This window comes from Bifidobacterium angulatum DSM 20098 = JCM 7096 (genome assembly GCF_001025155.1).
Classification (GTDB): domain Bacteria; phylum Actinomycetota; class Actinomycetes; order Actinomycetales; family Bifidobacteriaceae; genus Bifidobacterium; species Bifidobacterium angulatum.
The window spans coordinates 513,119-532,614 of the sequence record NZ_AP012322.1 but is presented as its reverse complement, the minus strand read 5'-3'; the positions used below and the strand labels follow the sequence as shown (position 1 = coordinate 532,614).

The following is a 19,496-nucleotide window of genomic DNA, read 5'->3' as shown; positions in this document are numbered from 1 at the left end:
GCTTGTTCAGCCGCACCCCACTGCCGTTTTCCATGCCAGGACGCTCATCAACGCCGTAAGCCGGTCATTGCCACGCTTCCTCATATTCCCGGGTGTATGGTGTGGGATATGACCACGATGAAAGAAATCGCACAACAGACCGGGGTATCCGTTTCAACGGTGTCTTTGGTGATGAATCATCGCGATGAGGGAAGGGTCAAGGCCGAAGTCGCCTCACGCGTCAGGGAGACGGCGCGCAAGCTTGGTTACAAGGTCAATCCGATGGCACGCTCCCTGCGTACCAACAGCACTCGCATTCTCGGCTTCATCAGCGACGAGGTGGCCACCACCCCGTATGCGGGCGGCATGATTCTCGGCGCGCAGACCGCGGCGAGCAGGTTCGGATACATGCTGATCACCGTAAGCACCGATGACGGCATGAAAGAGGACAATGAGATCGATGCGCTGAAGCGATACGGCACGGACGGTTTCCTTTATGCGAAGATGTCGAACCGCATCACCGACGTTCCCGCGAAACTGCTTGACTACCCACTGGTGCTCACCGATGCGACCGACGTCAACGGCAAGGTCCCCAGCGTCGAGCCGGACGAATTCTCCATCGCTTACGACGCCACCACGTATCTCATCAAAGCCGGTTGCAAACGTATCGCCTATGTGGGGTGCAGTGAGCCGTTGCTTGCGCAGGAGGGACGCTTGGCCGGATACCGGGCGGCCATAGCAGAGGCCGGCATGCCGTTCGACGACAAACTGGTGGCTAACGTGGTGAACAATGGGCCTGCGCTGCGTGCCGTTTCCCGCTTGTTCGACAGCGAGCACCCGGACGGATTTTTCTGCTTCAATGACGCGCGCGCCTGGTACGTCTACGAGTGCGCGGCACGGCGGGGCCTGACCGTCGGCAAGGATATTTCCGTGGTGGGCGTGGATAATCACCGCGTATTCGCGGAGACGTTGGAACCGCAGCTGACCACCGTGGAGCTCCCCCATTTCGAGATGGGGTATTGGGCCGCGACCAAACTCATCTCGATGATCGAAAATCGCCCGATGAACGATATCGAATGGCCGAAGACCACCGCTCCCCTGCCACCCATCGATGCGCCGATTCCAGCGAAGATTCACTGCACCCTATTGGAGAAGGGATCCGTGGCACGCTAGCGTTGCGTCTTTGCCGCAGTCGTTGAGCAACGGCATGCGGCCCGGGCATGTTCGGCATCCGACCTGCCGAATACGCCCGGGCTGTATGGTATCTCTGTCTTCTCTGCAATGGGCATCCGCTGTTGCATACCTATTTGCTAATTCGACATCATCACGCAATCTGCTGCAGCGTCTGCATGTAATCGTTTACACCGACCTCACCGCGACACACCGATGGCATAATACAGGGGAAACGCACAATCGGCTGTAAACAAGGCGATTTACGGACATGTAATTATTCTCATCGTTGTTTTTTACGTCAATCGATTGACGTAAATCGATTGACGCTTTACAATATAATTACGTTTTTCGGCAAAGGCATCGCAGCCGACGGCGGAAAACCTTATTCAAGCACAGCGTTCGTGCAGCAGCGGGCGCTCAGAAAAAAGGGAAAAACAATGGCAAGCGCACATAAGTCTGCATGGAAGAATCCTTCCTACTTGCAGAGCTCTTTCGGCATCTTCATGTTCTTCTGCTCCTGGGGCATCTGGTGGTCCTTCTTCTCCAGATGGCTCACCGATCCGACGCACGGCCTGGGCATGACCTCCGCCCAGCAGGGCCAGATCTACTCCATCAACTCTCTGGCCACCCTGATCATCATGTTCGCCTACGGCACCATTCAGGACCAGCTCGGCATCAAGCGTAAGCTCGTGATTTTCGTCTCCGCCGTCGCAGCATGCGTCGGCCCGTTCGTCCAGTTCGTGTACGCCCCGATGCTGCAGGCCGGCGGCACCACCCGCTTCATCGGCGTGCTCATCGGCTCCATCGTGCTGTCCGCAGGCTTCATGGCAGGCTGCTCCCTGTTCGAAGCCGTCACCGAACGTTACTCCCGCAAGTTCGGCTTCGAATACGGCCAGTCCCGCGCCTGGGGCTCCTTCGGCTACGCCATCGTCGCCCTGTGCGCCGGTTTCCTGTTCAACATCAACCCGATGCTCAACTTCTGGGTCGGCTCCATCTGCGGTCTGGGCATGCTGTGCGTCTACGCATTCTGGGTTCCGGCCGAACAGAAGGAAGAGCTCAAGAAGGAAGCCGATCCGAACGCGGCTCCGACCAACCCCTCCTTCAAGGAAATGATCGCCGTCCTGAAGATGCCGACCCTGTGGGTGCTCATCGTCTTCATGCTGCTGACCAACACCTTCTACACCGTGTTCGACCAGCAGATGTTCCCGAACTACTACGCCTCCCTCTTCCCGACCACCGAAATCGGCAACGCCACCTACGGCACCCTGAATTCCTTCCAGGTGTTCCTCGAGTCCGCCATGATGGGCATCGTCCCGATCATCATGAAGAAGATCGGCGTGCGCAACTCTCTGCTCCTCGGCGCCACCGTCATGTTCCTGCGCATCGGTCTGTGCGGCGTGTTCCATGATCCGGTCACCGTGTCCATCGTCAAGCTGTTCCACTCCATCGAAGTGCCGCTGTTCTGCCTGCCGGCATTCCGCTACTTCACCCTGCACTTCGACACCAAGCTGTCCGCCACCCTGTACATGGTGGGCTTCCAGATCGCATCCCAGGTCGGCCAGGTGATCTTCTCCACCCCGCTCGGCTCCCTGCACGATCACCTTGGCGACCGCCCGACCTTCTTCACCATCTCGGGCATCGTGCTGGCCGCTCTGATCTACGGCATCTTCGTGATCAAGAAGGACGACCAGGAAGTCGGCGGCGACCCGTTCTACACCGACAAGCAGCTTAAGGCCATGGAAGCCTCCAAGGCCTGACCTGAACAATCACCACCACAAGCGGCATCCGGTTTCTCTTCCCCTTCCTGCCGGATGCCGCTTTGCTCTCCAACAGCACTTTAGAATCCCCTCCGCCGCTCAAACAAGGTGTCACACCCTACCGAACGGCAACGCACAGAAAGACGATCACGATGACTGACTTCACCCCGAACGAACCGGTGCTCACCCCCATCAAGGACCACGCCGAGGAACTCGCCAAAGCCGAAGCGGGCGTGGCCGATTTCGCCGCCAAGCGCAACAACCGCTGGTACCCGAAGTTCCACATCGCCTCCAACGGCGGCTGGATCAACGACCCGAACGGCCTGTGCTACTACCAGGGCCGTTGGCACGTGTTCTACCAGCTGCACCCGTACGGCACCCAGTGGGGCCCGATGCACTGGGGCCACGTCTCCTCCACCGATATGGTCAGCTGGAAGCGCGAACCGATCATGTTCGCCCCGTCCCTGGAACAGGAAAAGGACGGCGTGTTCTCCGGTTCCGCGGTAATCGGCGACGATGGCAAGCTCAAGTTCTACTACACCGGCCACCGTTGGGCCAACGGCCACGACAACACCGGCGGCGACTGGCAGGTGCAGATGCTCGCCGAACCCGACAACGACGAGCTGACCAGCGCCACCAAGCGCGGCATGGTCATCGACTGCCCGACCGACAAGGTGGATCACCACTACCGCGACCCGAAGGTCTGGAAGACCGGTGACAAGTGGTACATGACCTTCGGCGTCTCCTCCGCCGAAAAGCGCGGCCAGATGTGGCTGTTCTCCTCCGACGACATGGTGCGCTGGACCTACGAGCGCGTACTATTCGAACACCCGGATCCGAACGTATTCATGCTCGAATGCCCCGACTTCTTCCCCATTCGCGACGCACAAGGCAACGAGAAGTGGGTCATCGGCTTCTCCGCCATGGGTGCCAAGGCCAGCGGCTTCATGAACCGCAACGTCAACAATGCCGGCTACATGATCGGCACGTGGACGCCGGGCGAGGCCTTCAAGCCGGAAACCGAGTTCCGCCTGTGGGATTGCGGCCACAACTACTATGCTCCGCAGTCCTTCAACGACGGCAAGCGCCAGATCGTCTACGGCTGGATGAGCCCGTTCGTCGCGCCGATCTGCATGGAAGACGACGGCTGGTGCGGCAACCTGACCCTGCCGCGTGAGATCACGCTGGGCGCGGACGGCGACCTGCACACCGCTCCCGTGGCGGAGATGGAAGGCCTGCGCGAGGACACCATCGACCTGGGCGAAATCAATCTGGACATCAACGAGGCATCGACCGTTATGGACGATGCCGAGGCTATGGAAATCGAGATGACCATCGATTTGACCGCATCCACTGCCGAGCGTGCGGGACTGAAGATCCACGCCACCGAGGATGGCGCCTACACCTATGTGGCCTACGACGATCAGATCGGCCGCGTGGTGATCGACCGTCAGGCCAATGCCCGAGGCGACCGCGGCTACCGTACGGCGCCGCTGTCCGCCGAGGAACTGGCATCCGGCAAGCTCAAGCTGCGCGTGTACGTGGATCGTGGCTGCGTGGAAGTATACGTGAACGACGGACGCCAGGCTATGAGCTCCTACAGCTACGCATCCGAAGGCCCGCGTGCCATCAAGCTGGTTGCCGAATCCGGCACGCTGAAGGTCGAATCCATGAAGCTGCACCATCTGAAGTCCATCGGATTGGAGTGATTCGAGGCTCATTACGAGCCCCACAGCAGTAAACGCACACCACTGGGCGGTCCATTTGGACGAAATCCGGGTTGATTTCGTCCAAATGGACCGCCCTGTGCGTAGAAACGTCCAAATGGACCGCCTTGTGCGGCGGGCAGCACCGCCACGACTCACCCATATTCGCGCACCTGCCCTATACTGGCCTGCTGGATTACAGGTTTCTGGCCGATGCGCGAACAGGCTCCTCACCTTACTGGTTTCTCGCCGTCGGCCGCGTGCGCGCCCACTTCGGCGCAGAAAGCAAGGTGAACGATGGTCGGGAACCACGTTCGGAACACTCGGGGCACATTGATCAAGATGTTCAGACGCCGTATCCCCACGCTTGTGACGGTGGTGCTGCTGCTCGTCGTCTGGGAGGCATGGGTGCGGCTCGCGCACGTACCCGCGACGATGATCCCCTCCCCCAGCGAAATCGCGCAGGCGACCGTCGAAACATGGCCGACGCTCTGGCCTGCCACGCGCATCACGCTTCTTGAAGGAAGCGTCGGATTCCTGCTCGCCGTCATGCTCGGTATTCTGATCGGCATACTGCTCTACTGCTCGCGTATTGCGAACGCGGCACTGTTCCCGCTGCTCTCCGCTGCACAGACCATGCCACTGATCTCCATCGCGCCACTGTTCCTCATCTGGTTCGGTTTCGAGATATCCGGCAAAATCGTCATCGTCGCCATATTCGGCCTGTTCCCCATCGCCGTGCAGACAATACGCGGCCTTGAAGCGGTGCCCACGTTCTATTCCGACGTGGCGCTGACCTGCGGCGCAACCCGCACATGGACGCTATGGCATGTGAAACTGCGCGTCGCCGCACGGCAGATCTACGGCGGCATCCGCGTCTCCGCCGCATACATCTACGCCACCGCAGCCACCGCCGAATACTTGGGTGCACGCGGCGGACTCGGCATCTGGTTGCAGGCCGCATACAATTCGTTCCGCACGCCACTCATCTTCTCGGCCACGCTGGTCATTATCGCAATCACCGGCATCCTCATGTGCCTGGTGAACCTGAGCGAACGAGTGCTGCTCGGCTCAACCGGTAGCGATGACGATCCGGACGCCGGACAGTGAATGCGGCCAAGCGCTCCTTCCACGTCGGAACGAGCCGTATAATGAAAACCGCTGTTTAGCCAGTGTGTGGCAAACCGGCAATGTTCCACGCTTTCGGCGCTGTACGGGCAACCGTCCGGCGGCAGGCATCACAAGGAACGCCGGGGGCATTGGACGAGCGGGGGCCTAGGGCCCTTCGTACCGTTTTCTGCCCGAACCCCGCCCGCAGCTTTATCCCTAGAAAACGGTAGAGAAGCAAGATTCAAGGGAAATCGCAAGATATGAAGAACAGCATCTTCAGCACAGCAATCGCACGCAAAGTAGTCGCCATGATTGGTGCCATCGCCATGCTCCTTGGCGTGGCGGCATGCGGGCAGGCCAATAGCACCGATGGCGAAGGCACCGGACTTAAGAAGGTCACGTTCATGCTGTCCTGGGCGCCAGACACCAACCACATCGGCGTGTACGTAGCCAAAAACAAGGGCTACTTCAAGCAGGCCGGGCTTGACGTGGACATCGTGGCCGTGGCACAGGCCGGTGCCGAACAGGCGGTGAACAACGGCCAGGCCGACTTCGCGTTGTCGAATCTGACCAACGTAGGCATGTACACCACCAAGGGCGCCAAGATCAAGCAGGTCATGCAGGTGCAGCAGAAGCCGAGCGCCATCTGGTGCTCGCTCGCATCGAACACCTCGATCAAGTCCCCGAAGGACTTCGATGGTAAGACCTTCGCCACGTTCGGCTCGAACGAATCCGATGCGGTGATCCGCCGTATGATTCAAAGCGACGGTGGCAAAGGCGACTTTGACAAGGTAACCGTCGGCACATCCACCTTCCAGACACTGTCAAGCGGCAAGGCTGATTTCGGCGGATTCTACGCCACATGGGAGGGCGTGCAGGCCGACATGTATGGCCCTAAGCTCAACTGCTTCGCCGAGCCGGATTATGGCGTGCCTGGCAACGCGGACACCATCGGCGTGATCACCAGCGACAAGACCATCTCCTCCAATCCAGGTCTGGTGAAGAAATTCGTGCAAGCCGCCAAAAAAGGCTATGAATACGCGTACGCGCACCCGAACGATGCAGCTGAAATCCTGGTGAAGGAGGCTCCGGAAGCGAATCTGAAGATCGCTTTCGTCAAGAAGAGCATGAAAACCATCGTGGACAGGCAGTATTGGGGTGACGCCGCCGACATCAAGGACGGCTCGTTCACATTCGGTACCAACGATGTCAAGGGCGCACAACAGTATTTCGACTTTCTCGCTCAGGAGAACGCCTACACCGATTCGCATGACAAGGTGATTCACACTGCCCCACAGGCGAAGGACATCTCCACCGACGAATTCCTGAAATAGCCTGTTCAGGTAGTCTGCTCAGGTAATCCGTTTGTTCAGAATCGGGCGTGGCGTATCGTTTTGCATTCGCGATATGCCACGCCTGTTTTCGCTCTCTATGCTGGTATCAAGCCAATATTGAAGAAAGAAGCATGCCATGGGCTCTCACAAACTCATTCTTGACATGGACACCGGCATCGACGACGCCCTTGCCCTCGCCTATCTTGCGACATTCAACGACGCCGAGCTGCTCGGCGCAATCGGCACATACGGCAACGTCGCCACGGATATGGCAGTACGGAACACGGCGTATGTACTGGAACTGCTGGAACTTCACGATGTTCCGGTGATGCGCGGCTCGCAGGCTCCCTCATGGGCGGCCGCGTTCATTCCCGATGCCGGCTGCGCGCAGTTCCATGGCACGGACGGGCTGGGCGGTTTCGGACCGTCTGCGGATTGGCATATGCCGGGTTCAATGTCCGATTCGCCCAAGACGGACGCATATGGGCACAGACAGGAATGCCGGATAGCTGATCCACCTGAAACGGACGTTCACGCAATACGCAGTCTGATCTCCGTTGGCGGGTACGACGTACACGACCCGCACGCGAATCCCGCAGTCGATTCGTTCTCCCTCTCATTCGCATCCGACCAGTGCGAAACACACGACGATTCCCGTAATCGCACCACGGCCACTGCAGATGTTCGGTACTCCCCCGCTCTGCCTGCCGGCGTGCAGTTCATTATCGACACGGTCCGCCGTTACGGCAATGACGTCACTGTCGTTGCGACCGGCCCTCTGACCGACATCGACGCGGCGTTGCAGGCTGCACCCGACATCGCAGGTAAGCTCAGACTGGTGATGATGGGCGGTACGCTCACCCAGGAAGGCAACTGCTGGGATCTGACCGCCGAAACAAATATCATTCAGGATCCGGAAGCTGCGAATCGTGTGTTCCATTCCGGCGCGGACATCACCATGGTCGGTCTGGATGTGACACATCAGTGCCTGCTGGGCGGCGAAGCCACACAACGTTGGAGGAATGCGGCTGCTCTGTCGGAACAGTCGAACGGCGCTATACCGGTCGATTCCCCTGCACATTCCGCAACCTCACAACATGCGTTGAGCCCGCGGGCACTACGGTTCCTCGCCGATATCGCCGACTTCTCCATTGCCGCCAACCTCAAGGCCGATGCGCGTCTCTTCTCTGCAGGCATGCCGCTGCATGACCCGCTTGCCGCAGCCGTGGCCCTCGACCAAACGCTGGTCTCCTGCATTGACCTGCCGATGAAGGTCGAGACGCAGACCGGCGACTTCCATGGTACGCGCGGCCGCACCATCGGAGACCCGGAGGGGCTGATCGACCCGTTGGCGCCGCGTGTGCACGTGGCGCTGCGTGTCGACGCCGAACGCTTCGTAAGCGAGTTCACGGCGCGCATAGGCGGCATTCTCGGCTGATTCCGGTTCGCTAGTGTCCGCCCCTCCACCCCACTGTGCGGTCCATTCGGACGAAATCCGTGATTTAACGGTCGAAATGGACGAAATCAGCCCCAATTCCGTCCATTTCGACCGCACAGCCCGCGCATAAGCCACGTTCCCGGCATCCGTCGTGGCACACGAGCCTCCTCCAAGCGCCTCGTCAGCACCCGTGGATTGTCCAAGTCCGAGTAGTACATGCGCACCATATCCACCCCGCTCCGTCTGAGGCACTCCTGCCGCTCTCGCTCAGCATCCACAACCTGCTTGACCGCACGTCCCGAAGTCATCGACGGATCCATGAATTTGCACACCCCATCGAGCTCCCCGGCAACCAAGGTGCCGTCCTCGCGCACCCATAGGAAATCCACTCTGTGCACGCGGCCGGGATGCGCCCGGCACGGGAATTCAACCTGGAGACGGTGCACCGGGAATCCCATTTCCTGCAGCACCGCGCGGCATTCCGATTCACCGCCGTTCTCGCTTCTGCCATCGCCCATGGCGAGTACGGCGCGCACACGCTCACGATCGCGGAGCATCGGCAGGGAATCCACATACGCCAACAGCAGCTCTTTGCTGATCCGCCCTTGACGCAGCGCGGCATCAATCGGCGACAACGCGTAGCGAAACGGCATCATTGCCGCGCAATCGACAAGCGTGCGTTGGATCGATGTCACTTTCACACCATCGATGACCACCGCGTCGGAATCAGTCAGCGCGTGATACCGTATCGTCGCCTGGTTCTTCGCGCGTCTGCTTTTGCCCACCGCAACATGAATCGGACGCGATTGCCGGTATGAGCACTCCAAGCCATGCATGATCGCCGCGCTTGCCCCGCAGAACACCCATTGCTCATGCCATCGCCCCAATGAGCGCATGATGTGGCGGACCTGTTCGAGCGGATCCAGCCGTTCCCAATACTCCTTCACCGCGTACAGACCGCGATGAACCCGCACGATGTTCCCCTGTCTGACGCGCCGCGCGACCACCTTGATGTCGGTGTCCCAGAACGGCCGCATGCAGCATCGTTCCCGCTGCGCCTTCGCAATCAGGAGATTCAAGGAATGATGTTGCTCTTTTTCACCCATTTGCGCAGTCTAAACGTTTGCCTTGCCCGAGAACAAGTCGCGTTGGTGATCGGATGCGCGGATGCGTTGCATGGCTGTGCGGTTCATTCGGACGAAATCCGTGATTGGGTGGTCGAAATGGACGAATTCGGCCCCGATTTCGTCCAGATGGGTAGTCAATTGCCCGATTTCGTCCAAATGAACCGCCCAGTGGGAGCGAATGTACGGATTGTGTGCGGACGGGATTGGATGCTGAAGTTGAGTGCTGAGCAGGATGGCAGGGAACAGACAGGGAGACGGGGACAGATGGCGGGACTGAGAGATGAGAACGGACAAGAACGAGAGGACAGAGAAGGACAGAGAAGGACAGAGAAGAACAAAGGAAAACAGAGAAGATATGGGTGAATACAGGCGAAGGTACGAGCGAGCACAAGCGATACAAGCGGACATAACAAACGGGCGGCGACGCGTCGAAACGCATCAGCCGCCCGCCGGCAGTGTTATATCACTTCTTCACGCCGCCGAATCTGCGATCACGGTGGACGTAATGGTCGATGGAGCGCCACAGCACCTCACGGCCGCAATCCGGGAACAGTTCGGGCACGAAATCAAGTTCGGCGTAGGCCGCCTCCCACGGCAGGAAGTTGGAGGTGCGTTGTTCGCCGGACGTACGGATCACCAGATCGCAATCGGGAATATCCGGATTGTACAGGTGCTCGGCAATCATCTTCTCCGTCACACGATCGCCGGAGATCTTGCCGTCACGCACCTCTCGCGCAATCGCGGCACAGGCGTCCGCAATTTCGGCGCGGCCACCGTAGTTCAGGCAGAACACCACGTCGATGGTCTTGTTCTTCTTGGTCTTCTCCTGCGCCACTTCCAGCTCGTCGATCACGGACTTCCACAGCTTCGGACGGCGCCCGGACCAACGCACGCGCACACCCCATTCGTTCATCTGATCGACGCGGCGATGGATGATGTCGCGCGAGAAGCCCATAAGGAAACGCACCTCCTGCGGGCTGCGCTTCCAGTTTTCAGTGGAGAACGTATACAACGACAGGTAACGCACGCCAGCCTCGATGGCACCAGCGATCGTGTCGAATACCACCGGTTCCGCGGCCTGATGCCCATCGGTGCGAATCAGGCCACGCTGCTGGGCCCAACGGCCGTTACCGTCCATGATCACGCCCACATGGCGTGGAACTTTGTTCTTGGGGAAATCAGGAATACGCGAAGGATCGGAAAAAGGCGCTGCCGGAATGCTCAGCGAAGTGTAGTCGACGTTTTCAAAAGCCATAATCCCCCAATGTAGCAAGCCCAACGGAACGAACAGCGCCAGCAGCGGCAGCAGCCATGTTCATGCTCCCATGACACGCAGTGAACGTAACGGCCGTTCAAGATAGTATTCGGCCCATTCCTCGATGATCGCACGCGTTTGCGGCATCGGCTCGCGCACCCCCTCGAGTTCGCGCCAGTCGCCGTTCATCAGGGCTTCCAATTCAGCGCGGACTGGCAATGGGATCGGTTCCGAACGCGGCGTATGGTGCGTGGCACATAACGCACCGCCGTCCGGTACGGAGAAATGCGTGATCTCACGGCTGTCGCACACCATGCATGAAGCGAGTCGCGGGGTCCAACCCGCAAGTGACAGCGCACGCATCACATAGGATGCCGAAATGAGTTCGGGGCCGTGCGCATGCGTGGCCAACGCGTTCAACGCTCCGGCAAGCAGACGGTATTGCGCGGTGACACGCTCGTTTTCGGCCGATGCGAGTTTGTCCGCGGTCTCGGCGATAACGTTGGCCGCGGTATAGGAGTCGTAGTCGGCGCAGATCGGCCCGGCATAAGCGGATATGGATTCGACCTGCGAAATCGTGTCCAGCGTGCGCCCTTCGGCGATAAGCACATCCACTCGCATGAACGGTTCGAGTCTGCCTCCGAAGCGTGATTTAGCCCTTCGCACGCCTTTGGCGACGGCGCGCACCTTGCCGTGATCGCGGGTAAGCAATGTGATGATGCGATCGGCCTCGCCGAGTTTGGCGGTACGCAACACCACGCCTTCATCATGATATAAAGCCATGATTCGCTCCCCTAGTATACGAACAGACCCCAGAAGGCGAAGAAGAACAGGATGTACATCATCGTTGCGAAGGTCAGCCAGAACAGCACACGTGCGAACCGGGTCGAGGCGATTACCGGTTCCTCGCCACGCACCATTCTGCGAATGGGTTCGCCCCGCAACGGCCAACGCAATATGCCTTGGCGCCAGGCCGCTTCGATCAGACGCGTGAATACAAGCGACCATGCCAGCACAACGAATGCGCACACCGCTTTGATCACCGGCCAGCTCCAGCCGATCATACCCGGGTCGTCGGTGGATGCCGCGCCCCACGCCAGGTGCACCACTGCCATAATCACCTGGGACAGTCCCGCTATGAACAGCAGTAATGTGCCGACCGTGGTCGCGGTGAGTATGATCAGCGCGTTGTCGAGTCGATGGGCGAATCCCAGCGGATGACGCGTACCGGACATACGCCCTCGAATCCAACGCGCCAGCGCGATCAGCCACATGATGCCGGTGACTGCCAGCAGAAGCAGCATGCTGACATGCAATATGATCCCGTATACGGTTCCGGCGCGTCTGGGTTGCAGTTCCTGCGGTACGGCGATGGATTGGAAGATGGAGTTGCCGGCCACGCGTTCGCTGGTCTGGTCCAACCCGTTCACCGTGCCTTCCACCCATGCGGTCATATCGGTAAGGTATTCGTCGGCGAGCAGGGTTCCCGTTTGGGCCTCGTCGCCGAGTCTGAGCACATGGTTGGCCACCGGGTAGCTGCGTACGGTCACATCCCAGTTGCCGGCTTCGTGCGCTTTGGCGAATATGCGCTTGACGCCTTCGACCTGTGCGGTCATCACATCCTTGGAACCGTAGGCTACAAGCGTCGGAATCGAGTAGGCGTTCGATTCGGGAAGGTCGAGGTCGAAATTCGTCAATCCGAGCATCGCGGTGTCCGCGCTGAACACCCGGCGCACAATCGACTGGTACCCTTCATTCGCCCCGGCCAACGCAAAATCCTGCGAAACGAAGAAACCCAATGATTCGCGTGGACTGAACACCATGGGGCTGAGCAGCACCTGGAATGCGATGTCGGGATCGTCCCTCAGCAGGTATTGCGAGATCCATGTGGATTCGGATGTGGCGTAGATGCCGACGTTGGCGGCGTCGACGTTGTCCATTCCACGAAGCAGGTTGACCACATCGTCATAGACGCGGGCCGAAGCCGGGTAGTCGCGATTCACGTCGGTGGTGTCCCATACCGGCTTGTCGATCACGGCGGTGACCAATCCTGCCGAGGCGAGCGTCTGCGCCACATCGCCGAAGGAGTTATAGGCGGTGCCGAATCCCGCGCCATGCATGAACACTGCCCCCGGGCGTGCGCCGGTCGCCCCGACGGGCTCACGGATCAGTACGGTAATGGTCTGTTTGCAGTCTTTGCCTTTGCCGTTTACCTGCCATGTGCCGTCGGCGCTTTCATCGACTTTCACGGCACGCGCGCCGCCGATCTGTCTGCCGTTGCGATCCACCGTAATGCTGAGCGCACGCTCCGCGACCTTATAGTCGCCAGGCTTGCTCAGATCGGCGTTGCCGCCGTCCGCCGAAGCGAATGTGACTGCGGTGTCATTCGTCAGCGAGGCAATGGTCTGACCGGTCGGATTATTGTTCCATGGCACGGTGGTGAGACTGGATATGCCAATCAGCAATCCCATCATCACGATGACGATCGGCAGGCCAACTGCAATCCGGTGCCCTATCGTCCAAGGCCGGGAGCGCATATCTGATGCTTGACTGCTGTTCAACACAGGTTTCATTGTAAAGAGCCCCTCCAACCTGGCTCATGCCGGATTGGAGGGGGGTAAAAGCGAACGTAACCGATGCCGTACGGTCCGCTGCGCCGTCAGTGCCCGGGATTCTGGATGGGTACCACGACCGGACCGGTGGAATTGACCGGAACCTGGCCGTCCGCTTCCATTTGCGCCGCGATTTCCTGCGCCTTGTTCAGGAGCGTCTCAACAATCTGGTCTTCAGGCACGGTTTCGATCACCTTGCCCTTGATGAAGATCTGCCCCTTGCCATTGCCGGAGGCCACACCCAAATCGGCTTCGCGCGCCTCGCCTGGGCCGTTGACGATGCATCCCATCACAGCCACGCGAATCGGCGCGGTCACATCCTTCAACCCTTCGGTCACGGCGGAGGCGAGCTGAATCACATCCACCTGTGCACGGCCGCAGCTCGGGCAGGAGATGATGTCGAACTTGCGTGGGCGCAATCCCATGTATTCGAGCAGTTTGCAACCGACCTTCACCTCTTCGACGGGAGGTGCGGACAGCGAAACGCGGATGGTGTCGCCAATACCTTCGGCAAGCAGCGCGCCGAACGCCAGACAGGATTTGATGGTGCCCTGCCAAGCCGGCCCTGCCTCGGTCACGCCGAGATGCAACGGCCAGTCGCCTTTGGATGCGAGCAGTCGATAGGTCTGCACCATGGTGATGACATCGTGGTGCTTCACCGAGATTTTGAAATCGTGGAAGCCTACGTCCTCGAACATGTGCGCTTCCTTCAGCGCCGATGCGACCAGGGCTTCGGGGGTCGGGCCACCGTATTTGGCATACAGTTCCTTGTCGAGCGAACCGGCGTTCACGCCGATGCGCAGGGAGATGCCGGCATCCGTCGCGGCCTTGCAGATGGACGGGCCGACCTCATCGAACTTGCGGATGTTGCCCGGGTTCACGCGTACCGCTGCACAGCCGGCATCGATGGCCTGGAACACGTATTTGCTTTGGAAATGAATATCGGCGATCACCGGAATCGGCGACTTCGCGCAGATTTCCGGCAATGCGTCGGCATCATCCTGACTAGGCACCGCGACTCTGACGATATCGCAGCCCGCCGCGGTGAGCTCGGCAATCTGCCGCAACGTGGCGGGAACATCGGCAGTGACCGTATTGGTCATGGATTGTACGGAAATCGGCGCTCCGCCACCAACCGGCACCGGGCCGACCATAATGCGGCGGGATGTGCGGCGCGGATGCAACGGGCTTTCACTGGTCAGGGCAATGGGGTCGCCGGTCGGGCGGAACGGCTTTTCGATTTCTGCCATAGGTTTCTTCTACTCGCAATTCTTGACGATGACGAACAATTCCAGATGCAGAGTTCGCTCACCTGCATCCAGTCACTGTTGACGGTTTATCAAATCATCGGCACGGCGTCGAGCTTCCCGCTCGACTTGACCCATTTCCTCCACGTCCTTGAACAGCGGGGCGCCACGCAGTTCGCCGTCCATCGCGTCGAGCACGGCCTTGACCGTGTCCACAATGCCCAGATATGGCAAACGATGATCGAGAAAAGCGTGCACAGCCTGTTCATTGGCCGCGTTCAGCACGGCGGTATGCTTCTCCGAAGCGGCAAGGCAATGCCGGGCAAGGGAGACCGCGGGGAACGCCTCATCGTCCAACGGCTCGAAGGTCCACTGCGCGGCTTTGGTCCAGTCGCATGCCGCGGCGACATCGCCCAGACGGTCCGGCGCGGACAGACCGAGCGCGATAGGCAGACGCATGTCGGGCGGCGATGCCTGGCTGATGGTGGCGCCGTCGACGAATTCCACCATGGAATGCACGATGGACTGCGGGTGCACGGTCACTTCGATGCGATCCGGCGGAATATCGAACAGACGGCTTGCCTCGATGACCTCCAAACCCTTGTTCATCAAGGTGGACGAATTGATGGTGACCACCGGTCCCATATGCCAGGTCGGGTGGTTCAGCGCCTGCTCGGGTGTGATATCGGTCATCTGATCGCGCTTCCAGCCTCGGAACGGGCCGCCGGATGCCGTGACGATAAGCTTGGACACTTCGGCATGCGTGCCGGAACGCAAGGACTGCCAGATGGCGGAATGCTCGGAGTCGACGGGATTGATCTGCCGGTCGCGAATCTGCGCGCCGAACAGCAGATGACCGCCAGCCACAACGGATTCCTTATTGGCAAGAGCCAGCTGGGATCCTGCCTGCAGCGCCGCAATGGAAGGCTCCAAGCCGATGGAACCGGTAATGCCGTTCAACACCACGTCGGCTCCGGAACCGGCCAATCCGATTACCGCTTCAGGACCCGCCTGAATCTGGGTGCCGTGGGCTCCCGCCTGGTCAAGCGCCTCGCGCAGCGGCTTGGCGGCCTGCCTGTCGAACACCGCGACCAATGGAACGTGGAATTGCGCGGCCTGCTGGGCAAGCAGCTCGATATGGGCGCCGCCCGCGGCCAAACCGCTTACGGTGAAACGTTCCGGATGTCTGGAGATAACGTCAAGCCCTTGAGTGCCGATGGAGCCGGTGGACCCAAGAACGACCACGGTATTGCTGTGAATCACTGCTCTTTCTTTTCGTTGTCGAAAGTCGGGAACGACAGATCGGGAATATCGGCGCCGGGGAAGGTGAAATCGAATTTCACGCCATTGTCGGTGCCGTCGGCACCGTTGCCGCCATTGCCATCATCGTTCTGGTGAACGGTCTGCGGGGTTTCATCCCCGGCGGGCGCGAAGCTTGGGAACGATGTGGACGCGAACGGGCTGGGGGCATCAAGACTCGGCACCTTGGGCACGAAGCTTTTCTCTTCGATCCTGGGGAGCTCCTGGGAGACCTCGGCCATATGCGCCAGGGAGGCCAGTGAAGCGTTGACGCGGGTGGGCTGTGCAGCCGGTGCCGTCGTGCCTGTCGGGGCCGGTGCCGTCTGGCGTGGCGGTGCGAATATGGAATCGGGTGCCGGAGCGAAGGGCTCCGGGGCCGCGGAAGACGGCGCGAATGCCGCAGGCGCTTCCACAGCCGGGGCTTCGACCGGATGCGACTGCGCGGCCGGCTCGAAGGACGGCAGCGGTGTGCGTTCCTGCTGCGGAATCGGATTGACGGACTCGGCAGGGGCGAATATCGAAGCGGAGGAAGTCGCGCTCGGCTCGTCGGCCATCTGCTGCTGCGATTGCGCAGCCGCAGCCTCGGCATGATCGGTGTTGACGACTGGCGGTGCAAAGGATGGCGGAATCGCCGTGTTGTTCTCGTCCGAACCCTGAGCAGGGAAGATGCTCGACGTGGAAACATTGCCGGCAGACTGCACCGGTTCCGCCGCCTGGTCGAATATGGACTGCTGCACAGGCTGGGAGAAGAGGCTCTGCTCGGCCTGGCTGACTTCGCTGAAGCTGTCGCCGGTGCTCACCGAGGTGGGTTCCGGAGTGTTCAACAATTCGCTGACCGCGGACTGGAATTGGGCGTCTGCGGAGATCAGCGGCGCGTCCGTGCCGGCCGCAGCCGCGGAAACGGCCGGGGCGACAGCCGCCATAGCCGGCACTTCGGATTTCTCACCCTCGTTGGGGGCGATGCGGTCGGAGATACGACCATAGGATTCGATACGGCTCAGCAGCTGCACGCAGGAGTTCAGGAAATAATCGACCTGACGCTCGTCATACCCCTTCTTGCCCTTGCGCTGGGTGAACACGGAATTGGCAACCGCCTCCGCGGTGATCTTGTCGAACCCCTTCACATCCTCTTTGGAGATGCCGTCGATGCCCAGCTCCGCCGCGCACTTGTCCACGATCCTATCGGCGAGCTTATCGACCTGCTTGCGGTCATAGGACGGCACATGCGGCTTGCCGGAGCTGAACCGCTCGCCATTCGCGCGACCGACGTGACGGGCGACGTCATGATACAGGTCTTCGGTCTGTGCCTTCCACGCGACGCGGCCATGCTGGGAGATCTCGCAGGCGGTCTGCTTATCGACCACCGCACGCTCCAATCGCGCCAGTGCCGCGTCGACCTGCGCAATAACGTAACCGCCTCGGGTCAAGTCAAAAGAAACGTTTTGGATGTCGCGCTGCGTCAGCTGCACGCCATCGCCGTCATACAACGCGTGTGCGTGCTCCAGAAACTCATCCACTTGACCGGGATCGTACCCCCACTTGCGCTTCCCGGCCCTGGGGATTGAAGCTTCAGACTGCTGAGCCATAGTCTACCGACCTCCTAGAGGAACAAACATACTCTGTTCCACTGTACGTGGGCGTTGAGACGCTATGCCATGCCGAATGCTCAACTCGCCGTATATTCCGCCCTTTTGCCGCATTCACCACGCATTCGTCAAGGGTTACGCTATGGTATTGGAGAGCGGGCGATTAGCTCAGTTGGTTAGAGCGCCACCTTTACACGGTGGATGTCGGGGGTTCGAGTCCCTCATCGCCCACGATTCGCAGTGGGTCCGTCAAGCGTTGGCTGGCGGGCTCTTTTTATGATTCCACGCACAATATACGAGATATACGAGGTGGAGGCCTCTTCGAGCGGAATCGCCACTCCCCTCCGCCCCCGTCCGGACCAACCGCCATTCGTGGCGAAACATCCGAATCGACCATTCTTCGCCACATATGAAAAGAGCGACCCGAAGGCCGCTCCTATAACGTCTATAAACCGTTCACCCCACAAAAGACAGTGAGCCTCGGCTCACCTTCCCCTGCCGTAGGCGCGCAGGCGAATGCCGTTCCAATCGCCGCTCACCGTCAATGGAGTCGCCGCATTCATGCCGGCGGTCTTGGCCGCGGATTGCACGGTGCTGGAGCTTGGCGCCCCCGGACGCCCCGGCTTCGGGGTAAGCACCCATAACGGCCCGTCATTGCCGAGCACGGCGTAGGCGTCAACGATGGTGTCCGAAAGCGCATCCTCATCGTCGCCATCCCGCCACCACAGGATTACTCCGTCTACAGCGGAATCGTAATCCTCATCGACAAGCTCTTCGCCAGTCAGTTCTTCAATCTTCTCTCGGATGGAGTCATCCACGTCGTCATCCCACAACCATTCCTGCACGATGTCGCCGCGTTCAAATCCAAACTCTTCAGCGTTCTGTGATGCCGTTTGATTCACAAAGCCCAAGAATAGCAACATGTGACGAAATACGTGTGATCTGTTCACATTTTTCTATTTCGTTTTCTCCACGTCGGTATCGACCGTGCAATGCGGCAGCGATGCGCCCTTGCCCTTGCCTATGGCCACGACGGCATCATAGGCATCGTCGATGGTGGAAACAGCCACATCGCGCAACCCGCTGGGAACGTGGCCGACCACTTCGTCGCAATTGCCTCGGGGAGCCAAAAACCATGTGGCCCCGTCGCGTTTGGCTCCAAGCATCTTCAATCTGATGCCGCCGATCTCGCCCACCGTCCCCTTGGCGTTGATGGTGCCAGTGCCGGCAATGGTCTTGCCGCCGGTCTCATCCTGGGAGGTAAGCTTGTCGATCAGACCGAGCGTGTACATCATGCCGGCGGACGGGCCGCCGATATCGTCCACATGCATGGACACCTGGGCGTCGGCTACATCGATTCCACGCTTTCTGAGCATGTTCTTCGCAGCCTTGACGGCGCTGTTTTGCGAATCCTTCATCTCCGTGGCGCTTTCGGCCTCGTATTCCTCCGCAGTCTGCCCGGTCGGAACCACCACTTCACGCGGCATCACCACGGCATGGGGGTCGAACAGCGCCCACACCACTTCCGCATTGGTGACCGGATAGCCGGGCAGTCCGCTGGCATTCACCGTGGTCAGCAGCAGCTTGCCCCGGCTCCGGTACGTATGCGCTTGGGAAACGGCGATGATCTGCTTGCCGTCGCTGGAACCAAGCACGTTCTGCGTGGGGCCGGGCATTTCCACCGAATAGGCGCTGGGCAGGCACAGCACCACCACGGAAAGCGCCACTGCGATCAGACCGGCCAGATAGCGCGGCGAACGCGCACGGAAATACCGTGCGATACGTGAGGGTATTGAGGTATGCGACATACCGTGCATACTACACAGGTGCGCTGAACGACCAAGACGGATCCGGATGGTGGGCACTGACGCTT

16 protein-coding genes and 1 tRNA gene are annotated in these 19,496 nt (G+C 60.0%); 8 read left to right on the top strand and 9 right to left on the bottom strand.

Going from position 1 to position 19,496, the window contains the following annotated elements:
• Positions 1–108: 108 nt before the first annotated feature.
• The 6 genes from BBAG_RS02150 (at position 109) to BBAG_RS02125 (ending at position 8,497) form a co-directional block, all read left to right on the top strand.
• Entirely contained in the window at positions 109–1,152 is a 1,044-nt protein-coding gene (locus BBAG_RS02150; protein WP_035142233.1) for a LacI family DNA-binding transcriptional regulator, read from the top strand.
• Positions 1,153–1,589: 437 nt separating this feature from the next.
• Positions 1,590–2,909 (top strand): MFS transporter, encoded by a 1,320-nt coding sequence (locus BBAG_RS02145; protein WP_033508553.1) that lies wholly within the window; start codon positions 1,590–1,592, stop codon positions 2,907–2,909.
• 152 nt (positions 2,910–3,061) lie between these two features.
• Positions 3,062–4,618: a glycoside hydrolase family 32 protein gene (locus tag BBAG_RS02140; RefSeq protein WP_003825664.1), complete on the top strand. Its 1,557-nt coding sequence runs from the start codon at positions 3,062–3,064 to the stop codon at positions 4,616–4,618.
• A 339-nt stretch (positions 4,619–4,957) separates the two neighbouring features.
• Positions 4,958–5,725, top strand: coding sequence for an ABC transporter permease (locus BBAG_RS02135; protein WP_231855886.1), 768 nt, complete (start codon positions 4,958–4,960; stop codon positions 5,723–5,725).
• A 260-nt stretch (positions 5,726–5,985) separates the two neighbouring features.
• Complete coding sequence (locus BBAG_RS02130; protein ID WP_003825662.1) at positions 5,986–7,059, top strand: ABC transporter substrate-binding protein; 1,074 nt, start codon at positions 5,986–5,988, stop codon at positions 7,057–7,059.
• Between the two features lie 136 nt (positions 7,060–7,195).
• A complete protein-coding gene (locus BBAG_RS02125) occupies positions 7,196–8,497 on the top strand; it encodes a nucleoside hydrolase (protein WP_003825657.1) in 1,302 nt (433 codons plus the stop codon).
• An 86-nt stretch (positions 8,498–8,583) separates the two neighbouring features.
• On the opposite strand, the gene BBAG_RS02120 is transcribed toward BBAG_RS02125, so the two are convergent.
• Positions 8,584–9,534, bottom strand: a complete 951-nt coding sequence (locus BBAG_RS02120; protein WP_003825655.1) for a type IV toxin-antitoxin system AbiEi family antitoxin domain-containing protein — start codon at positions 9,532–9,534, stop codon at positions 8,584–8,586.
• On the opposite strand from BBAG_RS02120, the gene BBAG_RS08705 reads away from it, so the two are divergent.
• Positions 9,460–9,987: a hypothetical protein gene (locus BBAG_RS08705; protein WP_231855884.1), complete on the top strand. Its 528-nt coding sequence runs from the start codon at positions 9,460–9,462 to the stop codon at positions 9,985–9,987. The two genes, BBAG_RS02120 and BBAG_RS08705, sit on opposite strands and share 75 nt — an antisense overlap.
• 100 nt (positions 9,988–10,087) lie before the next feature.
• Here the strand turns inward: BBAG_RS08705 and BBAG_RS02110 are convergent, their stop codons facing one another.
• From BBAG_RS02110 to BBAG_RS02085, 6 genes are all read right to left on the bottom strand, one after another.
• Positions 10,088–10,879 (bottom strand): isoprenyl transferase, encoded by a 792-nt coding sequence (locus tag BBAG_RS02110; RefSeq protein WP_003825653.1) that lies wholly within the window; start codon positions 10,877–10,879, stop codon positions 10,088–10,090.
• A 60-nt stretch (positions 10,880–10,939) separates the two neighbouring features.
• Positions 10,940–11,662 (bottom strand): DNA repair protein RecO, encoded by a 723-nt coding sequence (gene recO, locus BBAG_RS02105; RefSeq protein WP_003825651.1) that lies wholly within the window; start codon positions 11,660–11,662, stop codon positions 10,940–10,942.
• 11 nt (positions 11,663–11,673) lie between these two features.
• The gene (locus BBAG_RS02100; RefSeq protein WP_003825650.1) at positions 11,674–13,416 is read right to left on the bottom strand and encodes an alpha/beta hydrolase family protein; all 1,743 of its coding nucleotides are present in this window, start codon (positions 13,414–13,416) and stop codon (positions 11,674–11,676) included.
• A gap of 122 nt (positions 13,417–13,538) precedes the next feature.
• Positions 13,539–14,741 carry a flavodoxin-dependent (E)-4-hydroxy-3-methylbut-2-enyl-diphosphate synthase gene (gene ispG, locus BBAG_RS02095; protein WP_003825649.1) on the bottom strand — a complete coding sequence of 401 codons (1,203 nt, stop codon included), beginning with the start codon at positions 14,739–14,741 and terminating at the stop codon, positions 13,539–13,541.
• Positions 14,742–14,813: 72 nt separating this feature from the next.
• A complete protein-coding gene (dxr, locus tag BBAG_RS02090) occupies positions 14,814–15,998 on the bottom strand; it encodes a 1-deoxy-D-xylulose-5-phosphate reductoisomerase (protein WP_033508626.1) in 1,185 nt (394 codons plus the stop codon).
• A complete protein-coding gene (locus BBAG_RS02085; protein WP_003825645.1) occupies positions 15,998–17,623 on the bottom strand; it encodes a DivIVA domain-containing protein in 1,626 nt (541 codons plus the stop codon). Before BBAG_RS02085 ends, dxr begins: the two co-directional genes overlap by 1 nt.
• 157 nt (positions 17,624–17,780) lie before the next feature.
• Between BBAG_RS02085 and BBAG_RS02080 the strand changes: the two genes are divergently transcribed.
• Positions 17,781–17,854, top strand: a tRNA-Val gene (locus BBAG_RS02080).
• 254 nt (positions 17,855–18,108) lie between these two features.
• Here the strand turns inward: BBAG_RS02080 and BBAG_RS02075 are convergent.
• Positions 18,109–18,525: a DUF3052 domain-containing protein gene (locus BBAG_RS02075; RefSeq protein ID WP_033508624.1), complete on the bottom strand. Its 417-nt coding sequence runs from the start codon at positions 18,523–18,525 to the stop codon at positions 18,109–18,111.
• A gap of 54 nt (positions 18,526–18,579) precedes the next feature.
• A complete protein-coding gene (locus BBAG_RS02070) occupies positions 18,580–19,431 on the bottom strand; it encodes a YlbL family protein (RefSeq protein WP_231855883.1) in 852 nt (283 codons plus the stop codon).
• Between the last annotated feature and the right edge of the window lie 65 nt (positions 19,432–19,496).

Bases quoted from the DNA above. Each gene is read 5' to 3' on its own strand.
- BBAG_RS02070 (WP_231855883.1), bottom strand. From the start codon at position 19,431: ATGTCGCATACCTCAATACCCTCACGTATCGCACGGTATTTCCGTGCG.
- BBAG_RS02150 (WP_035142233.1), top strand. From the start codon at position 109: ATGACCACGATGAAAGAAATCGCACAACAGACCGGGGTATCCGTTTCA.
- BBAG_RS02110 (WP_003825653.1), bottom strand. From the start codon at position 10,879: ATGGCTTTTGAAAACGTCGACTACACTTCGCTGAGCATTCCGGCAGCG.
- BBAG_RS02125 (WP_003825657.1), top strand. From the start codon at position 7,196: ATGGGCTCTCACAAACTCATTCTTGACATGGACACCGGCATCGACGAC.
- recO (WP_003825651.1), bottom strand. From the start codon at position 11,662: ATGGCTTTATATCATGATGAAGGCGTGGTGTTGCGTACCGCCAAACTC.
- BBAG_RS02140 (WP_003825664.1), top strand. From the start codon at position 3,062: ATGACTGACTTCACCCCGAACGAACCGGTGCTCACCCCCATCAAGGAC.
- BBAG_RS02145 (WP_033508553.1), top strand. From the start codon at position 1,590: ATGGCAAGCGCACATAAGTCTGCATGGAAGAATCCTTCCTACTTGCAG.
- BBAG_RS02120 (WP_003825655.1), bottom strand. From the start codon at position 9,534: ATGCGGCCGTTCTGGGACACCGACATCAAGGTGGTCGCGCGGCGCGTC.
- BBAG_RS08705 (WP_231855884.1), top strand. From the start codon at position 9,460: ATGAACCCGCACGATGTTCCCCTGTCTGACGCGCCGCGCGACCACCTT.
- BBAG_RS02100 (WP_003825650.1), bottom strand. From the start codon at position 13,416: ATGCGCTCCCGGCCTTGGACGATAGGGCACCGGATTGCAGTTGGCCTG.
- BBAG_RS02085 (WP_003825645.1), bottom strand. From the start codon at position 17,623: ATGGCTCAGCAGTCTGAAGCTTCAATCCCCAGGGCCGGGAAGCGCAAG.
- ispG (WP_003825649.1), bottom strand. From the start codon at position 14,741: ATGGCAGAAATCGAAAAGCCGTTCCGCCCGACCGGCGACCCCATTGCC.
- BBAG_RS02130 (WP_003825662.1), top strand. From the start codon at position 5,986: ATGAAGAACAGCATCTTCAGCACAGCAATCGCACGCAAAGTAGTCGCC.
- BBAG_RS02135 (WP_231855886.1), top strand. From the start codon at position 4,958: ATGTTCAGACGCCGTATCCCCACGCTTGTGACGGTGGTGCTGCTGCTC.